The following is a 17,397-nucleotide window of genomic DNA, read 5'->3' on the forward strand; positions in this document are numbered from 1 at the left end:
TTTAACTCGTAAGCATTCACCAAACTTTCATGCGTGGCGGACGCTTGTGCATGGTAAAAATATAAAAAAAAGCCCAGCTTTGGCAGCTACTCACTTAAAACCTCTGCCCTGTCTCTATAAAAAACCTTCCGAGTTACAACATCGCAAAGCTTGAAAAAAGTAATTGGCAAAATATACCGGGTACCCCGTGGGCATGTGGCAATAACGCAGCGCATGCCCCACGTGTTGGGGTGCAGTAGTCGAAAAAAAAGGTTAAGTATAACACCTCCAGCACCTAATTAGCCTCTGCTAAATTTTAATCTTCTGAAAGAGGAATTACCAGAATATGCCCCTGCTATGTAACTGCTTTTCACCCCCTGAAAGTATACCTCTCCAACCAAAATCACCAGAAACACAGCCTTAATATACTATTTATTAGATACTTTAGAGTCGATTAAAAAAAATTACTTAAACCTTAAAATTCCTTAAAGGCGGTGAGGCTTTTACCTAAAGCTGCTTTGCCATTATAGGCATGTAGACCCACAACATATTATGGCTTTGGATGTTTTGAGAATCAGATGGAGTTGTGCACCACAAGTCCGGCCTTGGTTGCCAGAAAAGAGTACTCATGGCAGTGCTTTCCAAAGGCTTTTTCGTCGTACTCATGCTCCGTATCCGGGTCAGGGTAGAAAATTTTCACATACCCTTGCCGTATAAGTGACTGTAAAGCAGCGCAAAGCTCCTGATCAGTTAAAGAAAGGGTGCTTTTAAGATTGGGGTACGAGGTAACAAAGTATAGCTCGTCCAGTATGTCAAACTCGTTGTTGCTCATAAGTTCTGATGGTTCGTCCTTTCCAGCTGTAGCGCCCTAAAAGGCCCAGAACAGCTGTAATCAGCACGTATGGGATGTAAACGAACTGCAGAGGCAGCATGTACCAAAGGTAGCTACGCACCTGCAGAAAACCCGTTATCAATCTTAAAAATAAGAAATCGACGGCAAATTTGGTAAGGTAGCCGGATAAAAAGACCCACCCGGCAAGCTTACCCCACAACACCAGCGGTATTGCCAGAAAAAGCAGCAGGTTTATCAGGAAAACGCTTAGCGCCACCAGCTGCACCTGCAGGTTCTGATAGGCTTTCCACTTGCTGGCCCACCTCACACGCTGTTGCATAAAAGAATTCAGTGTTTTACGTGCCGAAGTATAAACTATAGCTTCATGGTTTTTCAGGAATTTAACCCGTCCCGGAAAGGCTTTATCCACTTTGTGGAGCAGGAACTCATCGTCGCCACTGGCCACATTTTCGTTTCCGGCAAAGCCCCCCACTCTCTCGAAGATATATTTGCTGTAAGCCAGGTTAGCGCCGTTGCACATGTTCGGTTGGCCCATCCCGATGGAGGCTCCCCCAATCCCGATCAGGCTGGCAAACTCCACGAGTTGCATTCGCTCAAAATGAGAATGGGTATGGTGAAAACTCACCGGCCCGCTGATGAAGTATGGCTGCTCTGTTTCGTAAAGGTAGGCATAGCTGCGCAGCCACTCCGGCCCCACCCGGCAGTCACCATCAGTGAACACCAGCAGTTCTCCCTGCGCCTGCTCCACCCCCACCTGCACGGCTGCCTTTTTTCCTCCATACTTAACATAACTCTCTAACTGAAGACATTTAACCGGAAGGTCGGTTGCAAGTATAAACTTCTCCACCAGGGCGGGTGTCATATCCTCGGAATGGTCGTCCACCACCAGTACCTCCAGCAGCTCGAGGGGGTAGTTTTGTTGTGCTACATCCTGTAGCAGGTGCAGTATGTTTTCGGCCTCGTTGCGGGCGGGCACGATGACCGTGATGCGCGTAGCAGGATGAAAGGCGGCAGGCGCAGCAACTGCAGGCATGACTTTCCAGGCCCGCCACCTGCTCAGAATAATCCAACTATACCAAACCATCGACAGCAGGAGTAACCACATCATGCCGCCACCCCTTTCTTCTTCAACCGAAGGCGCAGCACAAAGGCCAGCCCTACCACGCTAGGCACCGCTATATTGAGCAGCCACAGGCTAAGGCTGGCACTGAGCACCTGCAGTCGCTCCTGCCCAAGCAGGCCAAACAGGTACATGGCCGACAACTCCCGCACGCCAAGGTCTGACAGAAGACTCACCGACGGCACCACTGATTTCAGGAAGAAAGCACCCGATACGCCGCTTAGGTACTGCAGCGGGCTCAGGCGCACCTCAAAAAGTATGAGCAGAAGTATAAACTGCCCGAGAAACACTGCATAGCGTCCCAGCGAAAGCCACAGTAGTCGCGTCATCTCCACAGAAGTATAGGCTCCCATACTAGACAGGTAAGGCACAAACGCACGTAGTGGTTTAATGGCAGCCACTACCGCCACCATCGCTTTTGCGTTATAGAGCAACAGGAGCATGGCAATACAGAGCGCCAGCAGCAGTATAAACACACTCAGCGAAACGCCCGGGTAAGCCTGCCACCCAAAGGCAAGTATAAAGTATAACAAGCCTACAGAGCCAGCCAGCACCGTAGCCACCAGTTGGCAGAACCGGCCAATAAAAATGGCTCCGATGGCCTCCAGGCGCTGCCGGCTTTTCAGTTCCAGCACACGGCCGGCATAGTCGCCGAGGCGGTTCGGGGTAATAAAGCCCAGCGTGAGCCCTACCATAACGGCACGGTATGCCCGCCAATACGAAATAGGCTCCAGCTTTTGACCCAGCAGCTGCCACTTGCGTGCCTCAAAGCCCCAGTTTACAGGTATAAGTACGGCTGTAAGTATAAACAGTGCTCTTAGCGGGCTCTGCAACGCTTTCCTCAGGATGTCGCCCCAGCTCAGAAAAGTATCCGGCGCCGTAAAGATGGCCTGGTAGAGCAGGAACAGTGTTAGCACCACCACCAGCGCCTTAACCAGCACCAAAAGGAATTTTTTATGAAGCTTGATGTTCAAGATAATGTCTTATTTTTGCACCCTATGGCTTACTCTACTGCACTACCACCCAATAAACTCATCCTTGGTATCGACCCCGGCACACAAGTTATGGGCTATGGCTTGATCGAAGTGACTGGTTCTAAGGTGCAGGTGCTGCAGTTCGGCGTTATCCACCTGAAAAGCTACAGTAACCACGCCATCAAGTTAAAGAAAATTTTTGACCGGATGATACAGCTCATCGACGAGTACCTGCCCGACGAGCTGGCCATTGAGTCTCCTTTTTACGGCACCAACGTGCAAAGTATGCTAAAGTTGGGCCGTGCGCAGGGTGTAGCCATCGCCGCTGCCCTCTCCCGCGACATACCTTACGTGGAGTATGCCCCCAAGAAGATAAAGCAGTCCATCACCGGCAATGGAAACGCCTCAAAAGAGCAGGTGGCCAGCATGCTGATGCAAATCCTGAAGATACAGGAGGTTCCGAAACTGCTTGACGCCACCGATGCACTCGGCGTGGCGCTCTGCCACCATTACCAGAAAGGCAATAATGCCAAGCAGGGCGGCAAGTCCTGGAAGAGTTTTCTCACGGATAATCCAGATAGACTGGCGAGTAAGTAATGGTTTATACTTTTATACTTGCCTTTCCCGCTCATTTCCCGTTATTCCGGACGTCTCGATCCCGAACTTAAAGAGGGGCATTTCCCCCACCTGGCACAGATTTCCTAATTCGCCAACTTATACTTGCCAGTTTATACTTACTCCTCCTGGCGCAAGTCTTCAGACTTGTGTCCTACAATGGTGTTGAGTTTGTAACTCAACTGGCTCGGAGAGCCATACCTTATACTTTACCTATACTTTTATACTTGCCTTTCCCGCTGTTCCGGATATCCTAGTCCGGAACCTTTCTCCCGCGGACTTCCTAGTCCGCATACTTATACTTCCATAGCCGCTGCTTCCTTTAGCTTGAAGCAAGCTATCCTTACTAGCTGCCGTTCATCCTCAGTCTTACGAACCTAAAGTTGCACCTCCTGCTTTGGCTCCCTCAGGCCCGGGAGGGCTCGTCTTCCCGCATCGAGCGGTGTTCCCTCCTGCGCCAGGGCGCTGCCGCTCTCGCGGCACCGGATCTCACAAGGCGCTCAACGGAAAGACTGGGATCAGTTTTCGATAGCCATCGCTATACCACTGGGACCGGACTCCCTTTTTTAGGAGAGGGCTGGGGTGAGGTAAATTCCCCTCTCGGGAGGGGCAGGGGTGGGTTTACACTTGTAGGGACAAGTCATGCCCTGTCCGTGCTATACCCGCAGCTATGAAATTTATACTTCAGCCAAAGCAGTTACAGGCTCCCCTCCTTAGTCAAGGAGGGGCAGGGGTGGTTGGATACTGCTGCAGACCCAACAGGAAACACACTCCCCTCCTTTTACTAAACTCAAATCCTTTTTTAGTAATGAACAAGGGCAATTGCACTTGTTCCTCACCTGCTGCAAAAACCAAAAGAGCCGGTACTTCTGCAGTACCGGCTCCCTGATATTTCTTTCTCCAGATGTTATTTACGAAGCGTTGTAGGCTTCTTTGATCTTAGCGGCAACCTCTTCGAACTCCTCTTTGCTGAACTGCTTTTTGTTGGCAAAGTTCATATCCTGCATGCTGTTGAGCGGAATGAGGTGCACGTGCGCGTGTGGCACCTCTATGCCCACCACTGCCACACCGATGCGCTTGCAGGGCACAGCTTTCTCTATGGCTGCAGCCACTTTTTTGGCGAAAGCCATCAGGCCCAGGTACAGCTCATCGTCCAGGTCGAAGAGGTAGTCTATCTGCTGCTTCGGTATTACTAAGGTGTGGCCTTTGGCAGTTGGGAACACATCCAGAAAGGCAAGGTAGCGGTCATCCTCTGCTATTTTGTAGGCAGGTATTTCTCCGTTTACAATCTTAGTGAAAATCGAAGCTTCCATAGTTTATCGGCTTATTTCCAGTATCTCGAACTCAATTTTACCGGCCGGTATGGTAATCTCGGCCACATCGCCCACCGACTTGCCCAGCAGGCCCTTTCCGATCGGCGACTTTACAGAGATTTTGCCGGAGGCCAGGTCTGCTTCCTCCTCGGCAACCAAAGTATAATCAACGACCATGTTGTTCTTCAGGTTTTTGAGCTTCACCTTCGATAAGATCAGCGCCTTGCTCGAATCCAGGTTCGACTCGTCGATCAGGCGGGCGTTGCCCATAACCTCTTCCATCTTGGCTATTTTCAGCTCCAGGTGCCCCTGTGCATCTTTGGCTGCATCATACTCAGCGTTCTCACTAAGGTCTCCTTTGTCGCGTGCCTCAGCCAGTTGGCGCGCCACTTCGGCACGGCCTTTCGTTTTGAGCTCTGCTAACTCGTCTTTCAGCTTTTGCAGCCCCTCAGCAGTGTAATAATTGATCTTGCTCATAATTAGGTTTTCACGTTTTAAACACAAAAACAAAAAGAACGGTTATGGCCTGCATAACCGTTCTTTTTGCCAAATATGTAAAATAATTTAATTCTTTTCCAGTGCGGAGGCAGGTAAAATAACAACTGCCGCCAAGTTTAGCATAAGCCTGACTTTTTGCATTTCTGATCGCCAGAGAGCTCCTCCCCCGCAGCGTATGTATAAAGCAAAGATAAAAATATTTATGATATCGCGCTTAAAATTTTTCCTTCCAAAAAACGACTCCGGCGCTAATCTCAGCAACGCAGGAAGTATAAAAAAGGATGCATTACCTTACCAGCAGCTGCTGAATTTTGCGCACCAGCACCTCATTTATCTTTACGTAAGACTCATGCGTCCAGCCGGCGATGTGGGGAGTTAAAATAACGTTTGGTGCTGAGGCTAGAAATTCGAAGTCCTGCTGCTGTTGCTCGGTCAGGGTATGTAGTTTCTCGTTCTCCAGCACATCCAGGGCGGCGCCTTTTATACTTCCTACCCTCAGGTGCCGCACCAGTGCCTGCTGATCCACCACATCGCCGCGCGAGGTGTTCAGGAACCAGAACGGCTTGCTAAAGCCGCTAAAGAAGGCATCATTGGCAAAGAACAGGTTCTCCTGTATAAAGGGTATGTGCAGGCTCACAATGTCTGCCTCGGCCTGAATCTGCTCCAACGGCACGCGGGCCACTGGCAAGTTGATTTTCTCAGGCGCGAATCGGTCGTAGGCCAGCATGCGGCAGCCAAAACCGGTGAGCAGGCGGGCAAAGCTCTGCCCCATATTGCCGAAGCCGATGATTCCTACCGTTTTGCCGCTGATCTCCTCTCCCCTGTTCTCCTCGCGCAGCCATACTTTTTGCTGCACCTGGCTGTGGCTGCGCGAAATGTTACGGAGCAGCGACAGCAGTACACCCACAGAAAACTCCCCAACCGCCTGACTGTTCCCCTCGTTGGCGGCCAACAGTTGTATACCTCGCTCCTGCAAGGCCTGTTGGTCTATATTATCCACGCCTGCGCCGGCACGGGCCACATACTTAAGGTTATCAGCCAGTTCCAGCGTTTCTGCCGTGATACGCATTTTGCTTCGTACCACCAGCCCCTCGTAGCTTTGCAGCGCCTCTTGTACATCTTCTGGCTTTATGTCAGGCCGGTAATCTGCCTCCACGCCTATACTTTTCAACATCGGGAAGATGCTTGGGTGAATTTCATCGATGATAAGAACTGTGGAGGTGTTTTTTTGTGTAGACACGGGTTGATGGTGGTTGAGGTAGTGTTGCGGTTCGGTTTTTCTGTTCATTTGTAGTGGCAGCAAGTATAAACCAGCCTTGGTGGGGCGGCAGGCAAAGGGAAAGTATAAGGTGAGGAAAAATTAAAAGTATAAACAACCGCTTAAAGGGATTTTATACTTTACAAAATTCTGCCGGGATATACTTTTGCCTTGGCAACCACTGCCCCGATGAGCCATTGCGGCCTTCGAAACCCTAAACTACGAAAAAACAGCTTTGCCAGGCAAGCTACCGCTACAGGTTATACAGCACATGCGCTATACCAAAGTAGATGGTCAGGCCCAACAGATCGTTAGCGGTGGTAATGAACGGGCCGGCAGCCACGGCAGGGTTAATGCCTACTTTATCAAGTATCATGGGGGTGATAGTGCCCATCAGCGAGGCCAGCATGACCACCGAGAACAGCGCCACCGATACTACCATGGCCAGCGTAAAGTCCTGCTTGAAAAGGTATGTAGCCGAGAAAACAAGTATGGAAATAATCAGCGCGTTAAGTAGCGCCACCAGTATCACCTTAATCAAACGCTGCGTAATATTATCAAACATCACCTCGTTGGAGGAAAGTGTTTGGATGATGATGGAAGAGGACTGTATGCCCACGTTACCGCCCGTTGCCGTGATCAGCGGTACGAAAAGCGCAATGGCCGGCAGCAGCGCAATGTCATCTTCGTAGAAGCCCATGAAGTGCGCCGCCAGCAATCCGCCCACCATACCAATGATGAGCCAGGGCAGTCGGGCGCGGGAGATGCGCAGCACGCTGTCGTCCTCTTCTACATTCTCGGAGATACCTGTCATGAGCTGGCGGCTGAGCTCGGCCTGCTCCTGCATCACGTCCACTACGTCGTCGATGGTGATACGCCCCAGCAGGCGGCCCTGAATATTCACCACGGGAATGGCCTCCAGGTCGTAACGCTGCATTACGCTCACTACCTCGCTCTCGTCTTTGTAAGACTCTATCGAGATCACGTCCTCGCTGTAGATATCCTTTACCTGGGTATCATCTTTAGAAAGCAGCAGGCGCTTTACACTGACGCGGCCCAGCAGCTTATCGCGGTCGTCTACCACATACACGGTGTAGATGCGGGCCACCCGCTCGGCCTGTCGCCGCACCTCTTCAATACACTGCCTTACACGCCAGTTCAGATTTACTTTTATGAGCTCCTTTGCCATCAGACCGCCGGCGCAATCCTCCTCGTAGTGCAGGAGGTCCAGAATGGCAGCAGCTTTCTCGTCATTATCTATATGTGCGATGACTTCCTCCCGCGTCTGCACCGACTGCTCGTTCAGGATATCCACGGCGTCGTCGGAGTGCATCAGGTTTACATAGCGGGCAATCTCCTCGCTTGTGAACTTGTCTAGAAACTCATTGCGGATGTCGTCGTCCAGGTCGCTCAGGATCTCGGCACCCACTTCCGGCGGCAATTGGTCCAGCACATAGCGCGACTCGTTCGGGTCGAGCTCATAGAGCACCGTGGTAATGTCGGCGGGGTGCATCTCGGCCATGGTACTCAGGAGAAAATCCCGGTCCTGGCGTTCAATGGCTTCCTCTACCTGCTCAATATACTCACGTGTGATCTCTACCTGCATACTATTCCTTTAAATTCTGCTCTACAAGTTGTGTCAGTTCTACGAAATCCTGCACCGAAAGCTGCTCGGCGCGCTTGTCGAAAACAGGCAATGCCTGCACTTCGGGTGGCAAGTTATAACTTCGGAGGGAGTTACGCAGCGTCTTGCGCCGGGTTCCGAAACTTAATTTCACCACTTTATGGAAAAGCTTCTCGTCGCAGTCCAGCTTCTCCACGTTGTTGCGCACCAAACTAATAACCGCCGACTTCACCTTGGGCGGCGGGTTGAACACATGCTCGCTCACCGTAAACTTGTAGTCTATAGTATAAAACGCCTGCAGCAGCACGCTCAGAATACCATACGCCTTGGATCCCGGAGGCGATGCCAGCCGCTCGGCCACCTCCTTCTGAATCATGCACACCACCTCCGGCACCACATCGCGGTGCTCCAGCACTTTAAAAAATATCTGGCTTGAGATGTTGTAAGGGAAGTTACCGATGATGGCGAACCTGCCCGGAAACAGCGTACTTAGGTCCGTTTTCAGGAAATCGGCGGAAATGATGCGTTCGCCGAGCTGCGGGAAGTGCTGCTGTAGGTAGGCAATAGACTCACGGTCTATGTCCACCACCGTGGTACGGTATTCTTTATGCTGCAACAGATACTGCGTGAGCACACCCATTCCGGGGCCAATCTCCAGCACGTCCTGAACGCCGCCGGGCAGCGTGAGTTGCTCCACTATCTTAATCGCAATGTTCTGGTCTACCAGGAAATGCTGGCCCAGGTGCTTCTTGGGTCTTACGTTGCTCACGTTGTGTTGCTTATGGTTTTGCAGGCGCAAAGTATACTTTTCCGCCCAAACCCGTTATACTTTAATTGTACGCGATTTCCAGCAAAAGCCGCGGCGGCGCCGGTTTTCACATTACGTATTATACTTACTATATTGCGCACTCAAAGATACGAACGACAGATGCCAACACAACTTAAATACGATACAAGCTTAACGAAAAATACCGATCTGGCCCTTATAGTAGCAGCCGATCAGGTGGCGCAGCTCTCCGAACTGCAGCCCGAGGAGCAACAGTATGTGCAGCGCCAGGTGGAGCAGGAGTCCAAACTCATCTCCCTGAACCGCTTTACGCACCGCGTATATGTGGTGGTAGCCCCGGACGCCAAAAACGAGAACGCCCGCAAAGAAGCCATCCGACAGGCCGGCCATACTTTGCTGAAGCAACTGAAGCCGGATAAGGTAGAGAACATCTCTATACTTGATAAAACAGGAACCGGAGCGGGTTTATACCTGGCCGAGGGCATTTACCTGAGCAACTATACGTATAGCAAGCACAAAACCAAGGACGCCAAACCCAGCCCGCTGCAAAGTATAACCCTGGCCGATGAGCAGGTGGCAGAGCAGCAGGTGCAGGAACTGGCTAACGTGCTGGAGGCTGTGCTAGAGACACGTGATTTGGTGAACGAGCCGCACAGCCACCAATCGGCCACGCAGTTTAGCATGCAACTGGAGGAACTGGGAGATAAAGCAGGCTTTAAAACCGAAGTGCTTGACGAGCTGCAGATACAGTCGCTGAAGATGGGCGGTCTGCTGGCCGTGAACCAGGGCAGTGAGGAACCGGCCACCTTTACCATTATGGAGTGGAAGCCGGAGAACGCCAAAAACAGCAAGCCATACGTGCTGGTAGGCAAAGGCGTGGTGTACGACACGGGCGGATTAAGCCTGAAGCCAACGCCGAACTCCATGGATTTCATGAAGTCTGACATGGCAGGTGCTGCGGCAGTGGCTGGTATACTTTATGCCGCTGCCAAAAACAAGCTGCCCCTGCACGTGATCGGCCTGATACCCGCCACCGACAACCGCCCTGGTGGACAGGCTGTAGCCCCCGGCGACGTGATCACGATGTTTAACGGCATGACCGTGGAGGTAATGAACACCGACGCAGAAGGCCGCCTTATACTTGCCGATGCGCTTAGCTTCGCTAAGAAGTATAACCCGGAGCTGGTGCTGGATTTCGCGACCCTGACCGGATCCGCCATGCGCGCCATCGGGAAAGAGGCCTCCGTGGCCATGGGCACGGCAGGCGACGAAATCATGGGTGACCTGAAAAAAGCTGGCGAAGAGGTGCACGAGCGCCTGGTGGAGTTTCCGCTTTGGGACGAGTATAAAAAGCAGATCGAATCGGACGTGGCGGACATTAAAAATTTAGGAGGAGCCGATGCCGGCGCCATCACGGCGGGCAAGTTCCTGGAGGTGTTCACCAGCTACCCGTGGGTGCATTTCGACATCGCCGGTACGGCTTACCTGCAGGGCGAGGACTCTTACCGCGGCAAAATGGGCACCGGCACCTGCGTGCGCCTTATTTACAACTACCTTAGCGCTTTGGCACGATAACCAGACATGGACAACAAGTATAAAATAAAACTAGGCATCAGCATAGGCGACACCAACGGCATTGGCCCGGAGGTGATCGTAAAAACGCTTTCTGATAACCGCATTCTCAACTACTGCACGCCGGTGATATACGGCTCGGCGGCCATTCTTAACAAGGTGCGCAAGGCGTTGCACTCGGAGCACTTTAACTACCAGCAGGCAGACTCTGCTCAGGCCCTGGCGCCACGCAAAGTAAACCTGATCACCTGCTGGGACAACGATCTGGAGATGAACCCAGGCACGCCAACCCCGGAATCTGGCAAAGCATCACTGGACTCGCTGCTGGCAGCCTCCAGAGACCTGAAAGCCGGTTTTTTGGATGGCCTGGTAACGGCCCCTATTAATAAGGATAACATACAGGCCGAGGAGTTTAAATTTCCCGGCCACACCGAGTTTCTAACCTCGTACTTTGATGCACCTGAGAGCCTGATGCTGCTCGTGAGCGGCGACCTGCGCGTGGCTACTGTAACCGGCCATTTGCCACTGAAAGATGTATCGGGTAAGATTACCGAGCAACTACTGATCCGCAAGCTGACCATACTTTTAAACTCGCTTCGCAACGACTTCGGGATACTGAAGCCGCGCGTGGCCGTGCTGGGCCTGAACCCACATGCCGGCGAGCAGGGACTGCTGGGCACCGAGGACGTGGAGATCATCCGCCCGACCATCATGCAGATGAAGGAGCGCGGGCATTTGGTATTTGGCCCCTACCCTGCCGATGGCTTTTTTGGCATGCAGCAGTACCGCCAGGTGGACGCCGTTCTGGCCATGTACCACGATCAAGGGCTGATTCCGTTTAAAACGCTGGCCTTCGAAAGTGGCGTGAACTACACGGCAGGGCTCCCAATCGTGCGTACCTCGCCCGACCACGGCACCGCCTATGATATTGCAGCAAAGCACATTGCCAATGAAACCTCTTTCCGCGAAGCACTGTTCCTTGCCTGCGACATCATCCGCAAACGCCAGCTGGAGGCAAATCCTGCAGTATAATTAGTGCAGAGTATTTTATTTATCAGAATTATATTCTAATTTTGCAACCTTGCAATAAAGAGTCGATTGGTGTGAAGAAGCTAAGAGATTACGAAATCGGCATTGCCAAGCTTAGTAACAGGAAACACAAGTATGAGTTTCTGCTGGACAACGACTTTTTTGAGGAGTTCGGGAAGGATATCATACTTGGCGGCAACCTGAAGGCCGATGTGGAACTGGATAAGACAGAGTCGCTGCTTACCTTCCACTTCGATATAAAGGGCCATGTGCGCCTTACCTGCGACAGAAGCCTGGAAGAGTTTGACTATCCGTTGGACATTCAGGCCGCGTTCCGCATCAAGTATGGTGACGAGAACTTGGAGCTGGACGACGACCTGTGGCAGATAACGCCGAACACGCAGTCGATCAACATTGCGCAGCACCTCTACGATTATATCGGGTTGGCGCTGCCGATGAAGAAACTGCACCCACGTTTTGTGGAGGAAGAAGAGGAGGATGAGGACGATCGGGATATCCTGATCTACAGTTCCCGCTCCGACGCTGACACAGACGAGGATGAGGACGACGAGGATGATACGGACCCGCGCTGGGACGCCCTCCGAAACCTGAACTAAAAGAATTTCAGAAGTATAAAGTATAAACGTAAGTAAATCATTAACTAAAAATGGCACATCCAAAACGTAAGATTTCGAAGACCAGAAGAGATAAGAGAAGAACACATCAGGGTCTCTCTGAAAAAGCCATTGCAATTTGCCCAACTACAGATACGCCACACCTGTTCCACCATGCTTACGTGGTTGACGGCGACCTGTACCACAAAGGCAAACTGGCTATCAAAAATTATACAACTAACGCCCAGTAAGCATTATAGCCTGCTCTAGTTTTAGTACTGTATAATTTTAACACCCCCTTTAAATGAGAATCGCTTTAGACGCCATGGGCGGTGATTTTGCACCCGAAGCAATTGTGAAGGGTGCTATTATGGCTGCTCAGGAGATAGACGAAGGCACATCCATAATGCTGATAGGCAAAGAGGATGTGGTTACAGGTCTGCTCAAGGAATATGGTTATACGGGTAACAACATAGCCGTTGTAAATGCCAGCCAGGTAATTGAAATGGGCGAACACCCTACCAAGGCCCTGACCCAGAAAACCGACTCCAGCATAGCTATAGGCTTCGGCTTACTTAAAATGCAGAAAGCGGATGCCTTCTGCAGCGCCGGCAATACCGGCGCTATGTTGGTGGGAGCCATGTTCAGCGTAAAAGCTATTGAGGGAATCCTGAGGCCATCCATCGCGAACTTTGTTCCTAAGCTGCGCGGCGGATACGGTGTAATACTGGACGTAGGCGCAAATGCCGAATGCAAGCCTGAAGTGCTGGAGCAGTTCGGCGAGCTTGGCTCCATTTACGCCAAATACGTGCTGGACATCCAGAAACCCAAGGTTGGTTTAATGAACCTGGGCGAGGAAGAAGGCAAGGGCACCGTGGTTGTTCAGGCTGCGCACCAGCGCCTGAAGGCCAACCCTAACATTAACTTTATCGGTAACATAGAAGGCCGCGACCTCTTCAACGATAAAGCCGATGTGATTGTGTGCGACGGTTATACCGGCAACATTATCCTGAAAATGGCAGAGTCTCTCTACGATGTTATGCATGAGAAAGGCATCAGCGACCCCTTCTTCGATAAGTTTAACTACGAGGCGGAAGGCGGAAGTCCTATCTTAGGCGTAAACGGCAACGTAGTGATCGGCCATGGTGTATCTAGCCCTACAGCCGTGAAGAACATGGTGCTGCAGGCCCAGAAAATGGTCTCTTCTAAAGTTTGGGAGCGCATTAAGAAGCACTACAGCGAATAGATAGCTGCGGGGCGCAAGCCTACAAACGCACTTTATACTTGGCATAGCCTGTTAAAAGATTCTTTTTAAAGAAACTGACAGGTTATGCCAAGTTTTTTTTATTAAATTGCCTCTCTTAATCTTTATCACCTTAACAGAATTAACAAATGAGTAAGATTACTGCCGCCATTACCGGTGTAAGTGGCTATGTACCAGAATACGTGCTCACCAACAAGGAGCTTGAGACGATGGTTGATACCAATGATGAGTGGATCACTTCACGAACGGGTATCAAAGAGAGGCGCATCCTGAAGGGTGAAAACAAAGGTACGTCGCACATTGCAGTGCCAGCGGTTAAGGATCTGCTCAAAAAAACGAATACAAAGCCAGAGGAAGTAGACCTGCTTATCTGCGCCACCACCACCCCGGATATGGTTTTCCCGGCCACGGCTAACCTGATTACGGCTGAGGTGGGTGCGGTAAATGCCTTTGGTTACGACCTGCAGGCAGCCTGCTCCGGCTTCCTTTTCGCGCTGGCAACTGCCTCTAAGTTTATAGAGTCTGGCCAGTACAAGAAAGTGATTGTGGTGGGTGCCGATAAAATGTCTTCCATTGTAGACTACACCGACCGGGCCACCTGCATTATCTTCGGTGACGGCGGCGGTGCCATTATGCTGGAGCCAAATACCGAGGGTCTGGGTATCCAGGATTCGATCCTGAAGTCGGATGGCACGGGTGCGCAATTCCTGTTCATGAAGGCCGGTGGCAGCCGCAGACCTGCTACCATCGAGACAGTGCAGAACCGGGAGCACTATGCCTTTCAGGAGGGGCAGCAGGTGTTTAAATTCGCTGTGAAAGGTATGGCAGACGTGTCTGCTGAGATCATGGAGCGTAACCACCTGACAGGTGATGACGTAGCCTGGCTGGTACCGCACCAGGCCAACAAGCGTATAATTGAGGCTACAGCCAACCGTATGGGCCTCAGCAACGACAAGGTGATGCTGAACATCCACAAGTATGGCAACACTACCAGCGGCACCATTCCGCTTTGCCTGTGGGAGTATGAGAAACAATTGAAGAAAGGTGATAACCTGATTCTAGCTGCCTTTGGAGGTGGCTTTACCTGGGGTGCCATCTACCTGAAGTGGGCTTACGATCCGAAGTAGATTTCCAAAGTATAAACAGCAAAGGCGGCCCTGGTAAAGAGCCGCCTTTGCTGTTTATACTTTATACGTAATCCGGCTCAGTACCCTCAAAGGTTCTTCTGGCTCAAGTCTTTTCAGACCTGTGTCCTTTAATGGTGTTGCGTTTGTAACGCAACTGTAGCCATACTTTATACTTGGGCTATACTTTCTTACTGTTGCTGTTCCGGACATCCCTGTCCGGAACCTTTCTGCCGCGGATTTCCAAATCCGCGCAATCCGTACTTTATTCTTCCATTGCCTCGGCTTCCCTCAGCCTGAACTAAGCTATCCTTACTAGCTACTGCTCATCCTCAGTCCTACACACCTACCGTTTCACCTCCAGCCTTGGCTCCCTCCAGCCCGGGAGGGCTCGTCTTCCCGTATCGCGCGGTGTTCCCTCCTGCGCCAGGGCGCTGCCGCTCTCGCGGCACCGGATCTCACAAGGCGTTCAACGGGAAGACTGGGATTGGTTCGATAGCCAAAGCTGACGGAGTTTGAGCAGAACTCCCCTCCTTGGATAAGGAGGGGCTAGGGGTGGTTGGATGATCCTGCTAATGCACTTATACCAAGTCCTCGTGGGTAGAGGCCCTCAACAAAAAAGGGGCAGGGGGATGTAATCGTTACCGAATTCCCCTCTCGGGAGGGGTTAGGGGTGGGTTAATCGCCAACTGAGAACTCCTCTCCTTAGACTACCAAGAACGCGAGTTAGAAAATAGCGAGCGAAGCTCTAAAGGGGTGGGTTACACCTGTAGAGACAGGCCGCGCAATACCGACAGCTATAAAACCTATACCCCGGAAGGCAAAAGCGAAAAGGCACTCAGCAAGGGAGATATTTCTGAATAGCTCAAACGCTTTAACTTCTGCCTCACTGGTACAGAACCCTACTGTAAAATGTGTTTATATGCTGCAATAGCTTAAGTGTAGCCCATCTAAAACAAAAAAAGGAAGCTGGCTTTAACCAACTCCCTTTCTTTGCTTCTGAAAATCTCTAGTTTATGGCATGTAAGACAATTCAACTCTGAAGCGTGGGTCCACGGCGCCAAGTTTTTGGTACGCTTTTTTAGACAGACGAACTACCACTCTATCGTTCTCGCCGGTTGCCGGCAGTTTACCGATTACGCGCACATATACCACCTGTCCGTTCATGGCGTTTTTAACCTGCATGATAGTACCCACAGGGGCCGTTTTGTGCAGTGCCAGGTATTTATTCGTATCATTCGTTTTCGGGTCGATCATTTCAGCCATCCCCGACTCGATCATTTTATTCACACCCGCAGTTGAAGCATCTGCCTCCGGCTCTTCTTCCTCTGCATGCGCTTTAGTGGCCACGGCAACTGGCGTGGGGGTAACAGGTGTAGGTGTGGCTGGCCCGGCAGAGGCTACAGCATTTGAGTCTGCCGCCTTTGTCATCTCATCATCCGGCTCTGGCATGTACACAGGCTTCTGGGTTGGTGTCGGCTCCCCTATTCCCACAATCAGTTCCTGGCCAATCTCGATGGTGTTGCCCGGTAGCCTGTTCCAGAACCTCAGGTTTTCTACAGACACGTTATACAGGCGGGACACGGAATAAAGCGTCTGCTTTGGCTCTACCGTATGCAGTTTATTACCGATGCTGTTTACCGTATAGGTGCGGTTACTGGCTGCTGGTGCAGTATTGCTCTTGGCAGGTGTAGCCGCCATCGATACAAAGCCGCGCGGAATCAGCACGATCTCGCCAATTTTTATAGTCGTTTGCACGCTTGGGTTGGCCTCCACGATCTGTGTGACCGGTACTCCATATTTCCGGGAGAGCGCATACAACGTCTCTTTAGGTTCTACTTTGTGCTGTACAAAGAGTTTACCACTCTTACGCTCCACCCCCACCGAATCACGGACAGCCGTGAGGTCCAGGGCATTAGCCGAAAAAGAAAGTACAGGTACTGCTACAAGGGAAAGTAATAAAGATCGTAACATAATTGGCTAGGCTAAAAGTCGAAAAACCTGTAGAATGTCTTTATTCAGGATGAAATATAAATTGTGCTTAAAGATAAAAAAAGTATCCGAACCAATACCACTTAAGTCGCCCCCAATTTTCACCTTTTGGTACAATTTTCCTTCCAGGTCAAAAACAGCCAGCTCATTCTGCAGTTTACCGGCCGTATCGGCCTGGTAGAAACTCACCACCAGGCAAGTTTCAGTTTCGGCATACTCCACTGCCTGCACAGCCTGTACCTCCAACTGCTCCCACAGAAAGGCTTGCACCTGCTCAAAGTATGGCTCTCCCTCCCGGTAAAGAGCCGGGTACAAGCAGTCCCGAAAGCGGGCCTGGTCGTAGCGTGCCACCTCTTCCGCAGCCTGTTGCTGGCTTAAAGTTACGCCCGAAGGCTGCCCGGTTTGCGGTGAGAGCACCTGTAGCGGTGCCTCTGGCTGCTGTGGATCATAGGCTACAACGCCTGCTTTAGCTATACCATAAAAGGCTAACTCCTTAACCTCCCACACGTTAGATCCGTTTGCCTCGCTGTAAGCCATAATCCCCTTGTGCTGCCCCAGTTGCCTGTTGCCGTAGCCGTGCAGGTAGAGCAGCCCATGCTCCGCCTCCTCCAACCCCTGCCACCACGCCTTTGCCTGCGGCATATCTAGCTGCTGTAATGTATGGCCGTCAGTATCCAACACATAAAACCGGGTGAGCAGCAGATCCGGGTCGCGTACCTCCAGGGCAAGGCAAGCAGTGCGGCTGTCGAGCCGGATGCGCCACACAGGAGCCTTAAAATCG

Annotated in this window: 17 protein-coding genes; 7 read left to right on the forward strand and 10 right to left on the reverse strand. The window is 51.4% G+C overall.

Annotated features, from left to right (window positions below):
• Positions 1-553 precede the first annotated feature (553 nt).
• From OO017_RS12600 to OO017_RS12610, 3 genes are read right to left on the reverse strand one after another with little or no spacing between them, the layout of a single operon-like run.
• Entirely contained in the window at positions 554-811 is a 258-nt protein-coding gene (locus OO017_RS12600) for a hypothetical protein (protein WP_266052856.1), read from the reverse strand.
• Entirely contained in the window at positions 792-1,940 is a 1,149-nt protein-coding gene (locus OO017_RS12605) for a glycosyltransferase family 2 protein (RefSeq protein ID WP_266052857.1), read from the reverse strand. Before OO017_RS12605 ends, OO017_RS12600 begins: the two co-directional genes overlap by 20 nt.
• Positions 1,937-2,926 (reverse strand): lysylphosphatidylglycerol synthase domain-containing protein, encoded by a 990-nt coding sequence (locus tag OO017_RS12610; RefSeq protein WP_266052858.1) that lies wholly within the window; start codon positions 2,924-2,926, stop codon positions 1,937-1,939. The genes OO017_RS12605 and OO017_RS12610 overlap by 4 nt, the downstream gene beginning before the upstream one ends.
• A gap of 24 nt (positions 2,927-2,950) precedes the next feature.
• On the opposite strand from OO017_RS12610, the gene ruvC reads away from it, so the two are divergent.
• Positions 2,951-3,523 carry a crossover junction endodeoxyribonuclease RuvC gene (gene ruvC / locus OO017_RS12615; protein WP_266052859.1) on the forward strand — a complete coding sequence of 191 codons (573 nt, stop codon included), beginning with the start codon at positions 2,951-2,953 and terminating at the stop codon, positions 3,521-3,523.
• 929 nt (positions 3,524-4,452) lie between these two features.
• Here the strand turns inward: ruvC and OO017_RS12620 are convergent.
• From OO017_RS12620 to rsmA, 5 genes are all read right to left on the reverse strand, one after another.
• Positions 4,453-4,854 carry an HIT family protein gene (locus OO017_RS12620; RefSeq protein ID WP_266052860.1) on the reverse strand — a complete coding sequence of 134 codons (402 nt, stop codon included), beginning with the start codon at positions 4,852-4,854 and terminating at the stop codon, positions 4,453-4,455.
• Between the two features lie 3 nt (positions 4,855-4,857).
• Positions 4,858-5,331: a transcription elongation factor GreA gene (greA, locus tag OO017_RS12625; RefSeq protein ID WP_266052861.1), complete on the reverse strand. Its 474-nt coding sequence runs from the start codon at positions 5,329-5,331 to the stop codon at positions 4,858-4,860.
• 307 nt (positions 5,332-5,638) lie between these two features.
• Positions 5,639-6,640, reverse strand: coding sequence for an NAD(P)-dependent oxidoreductase (locus OO017_RS12630; protein WP_266052862.1), 1,002 nt, complete (start codon positions 6,638-6,640; stop codon positions 5,639-5,641).
• 223 nt (positions 6,641-6,863) lie between these two features.
• A complete protein-coding gene (mgtE, locus tag OO017_RS12635) occupies positions 6,864-8,216 on the reverse strand; it encodes a magnesium transporter (protein WP_266052863.1) in 1,353 nt (450 codons plus the stop codon).
• Position 8,217: 1 nt separating this feature from the next.
• Positions 8,218-9,003, reverse strand: a complete 786-nt coding sequence (gene rsmA / locus OO017_RS12640) for a 16S rRNA (adenine(1518)-N(6)/adenine(1519)-N(6))-dimethyltransferase RsmA (protein WP_266052864.1) — start codon at positions 9,001-9,003, stop codon at positions 8,218-8,220.
• A 159-nt stretch (positions 9,004-9,162) separates the two neighbouring features.
• On the opposite strand from rsmA, the gene OO017_RS12645 reads away from it, so the two are divergent.
• From OO017_RS12645 to OO017_RS12670, 6 genes are all read left to right on the forward strand, one after another.
• Positions 9,163-10,596 carry a leucyl aminopeptidase family protein gene (locus OO017_RS12645; RefSeq protein ID WP_266052865.1) on the forward strand — a complete coding sequence of 478 codons (1,434 nt, stop codon included), beginning with the start codon at positions 9,163-9,165 and terminating at the stop codon, positions 10,594-10,596.
• A 6-nt stretch (positions 10,597-10,602) separates the two neighbouring features.
• On the forward strand, positions 10,603-11,625 hold the full coding sequence (pdxA, locus tag OO017_RS12650) for a 4-hydroxythreonine-4-phosphate dehydrogenase PdxA (protein WP_266052866.1): 1,023 nt from the start codon (positions 10,603-10,605) through the stop codon (positions 11,623-11,625).
• Between the two features lie 71 nt (positions 11,626-11,696).
• Positions 11,697-12,239: a YceD family protein gene (locus tag OO017_RS12655; protein WP_266052867.1), complete on the forward strand. Its 543-nt coding sequence runs from the start codon at positions 11,697-11,699 to the stop codon at positions 12,237-12,239.
• Between the two features lie 50 nt (positions 12,240-12,289).
• A complete protein-coding gene (rpmF, locus tag OO017_RS12660; RefSeq protein ID WP_073854612.1) occupies positions 12,290-12,487 on the forward strand; it encodes a 50S ribosomal protein L32 in 198 nt (65 codons plus the stop codon).
• A gap of 53 nt (positions 12,488-12,540) precedes the next feature.
• The gene (gene plsX / locus OO017_RS12665; RefSeq protein WP_266052868.1) at positions 12,541-13,482 is read left to right on the forward strand and encodes a phosphate acyltransferase PlsX; all 942 of its coding nucleotides are present in this window, start codon (positions 12,541-12,543) and stop codon (positions 13,480-13,482) included.
• Positions 13,483-13,628: 146 nt separating this feature from the next.
• Positions 13,629-14,627, forward strand: coding sequence for a beta-ketoacyl-ACP synthase III (locus OO017_RS12670; RefSeq protein WP_266052869.1), 999 nt, complete (start codon positions 13,629-13,631; stop codon positions 14,625-14,627).
• Between the two features lie 1,011 nt (positions 14,628-15,638).
• Here the strand turns inward: OO017_RS12670 and OO017_RS12675 are convergent.
• Both OO017_RS12675 and OO017_RS12680 read right to left on the reverse strand, forming a co-directional pair.
• The gene (locus tag OO017_RS12675; protein ID WP_266052870.1) at positions 15,639-16,598 is read right to left on the reverse strand and encodes a septal ring lytic transglycosylase RlpA family protein; all 960 of its coding nucleotides are present in this window, start codon (positions 16,596-16,598) and stop codon (positions 15,639-15,641) included.
• A gap of 6 nt (positions 16,599-16,604) precedes the next feature.
• Positions 16,605-17,381, reverse strand: coding sequence for a DUF4905 domain-containing protein (locus OO017_RS12680; protein WP_266052871.1), 777 nt, complete (start codon positions 17,379-17,381; stop codon positions 16,605-16,607).
• Between the last annotated feature and the right edge of the window lie 16 nt (positions 17,382-17,397).

Origin of the sequence: Pontibacter anaerobius (assembly GCF_026241195.1) — a bacterium.
GTDB lineage: Bacteria > Bacteroidota > Bacteroidia > Cytophagales > Hymenobacteraceae > Pontibacter > Pontibacter anaerobius.

What these genes read in the sequence shown, in the direction of transcription:
- OO017_RS12600 (WP_266052856.1), bottom strand. Translation starts at nt 811, where the DNA reads ATGAGCAACAACGAGTTTGACATACTGGACGAGCTATACTTTGTTACC.
- OO017_RS12605 (WP_266052857.1), bottom strand. Translation starts at nt 1,940, where the DNA reads ATGATGTGGTTACTCCTGCTGTCGATGGTTTGGTATAGTTGGATTATT.
- ruvC (WP_266052859.1), top strand. Translation starts at nt 2,951, where the DNA reads ATGGCTTACTCTACTGCACTACCACCCAATAAACTCATCCTTGGTATC.
- OO017_RS12620 (WP_266052860.1), bottom strand. Translation starts at nt 4,854, where the DNA reads ATGGAAGCTTCGATTTTCACTAAGATTGTAAACGGAGAAATACCTGCC.
- greA (WP_266052861.1), bottom strand. Translation starts at nt 5,331, where the DNA reads ATGAGCAAGATCAATTATTACACTGCTGAGGGGCTGCAAAAGCTGAAA.
- OO017_RS12630 (WP_266052862.1), bottom strand. Translation starts at nt 6,640, where the DNA reads ATGAACAGAAAAACCGAACCGCAACACTACCTCAACCACCATCAACCC.
- mgtE (WP_266052863.1), bottom strand. Translation starts at nt 8,216, where the DNA reads ATGCAGGTAGAGATCACACGTGAGTATATTGAGCAGGTAGAGGAAGCC.
- OO017_RS12645 (WP_266052865.1), top strand. Translation starts at nt 9,163, where the DNA reads ATGCCAACACAACTTAAATACGATACAAGCTTAACGAAAAATACCGAT.
- pdxA (WP_266052866.1), top strand. Translation starts at nt 10,603, where the DNA reads ATGGACAACAAGTATAAAATAAAACTAGGCATCAGCATAGGCGACACC.
- rpmF (WP_073854612.1), top strand. Translation starts at nt 12,290, where the DNA reads ATGGCACATCCAAAACGTAAGATTTCGAAGACCAGAAGAGATAAGAGA.
- plsX (WP_266052868.1), top strand. Translation starts at nt 12,541, where the DNA reads ATGAGAATCGCTTTAGACGCCATGGGCGGTGATTTTGCACCCGAAGCA.
- OO017_RS12670 (WP_266052869.1), top strand. Translation starts at nt 13,629, where the DNA reads ATGAGTAAGATTACTGCCGCCATTACCGGTGTAAGTGGCTATGTACCA.
- OO017_RS12675 (WP_266052870.1), bottom strand. Translation starts at nt 16,598, where the DNA reads ATGTTACGATCTTTATTACTTTCCCTTGTAGCAGTACCTGTACTTTCT.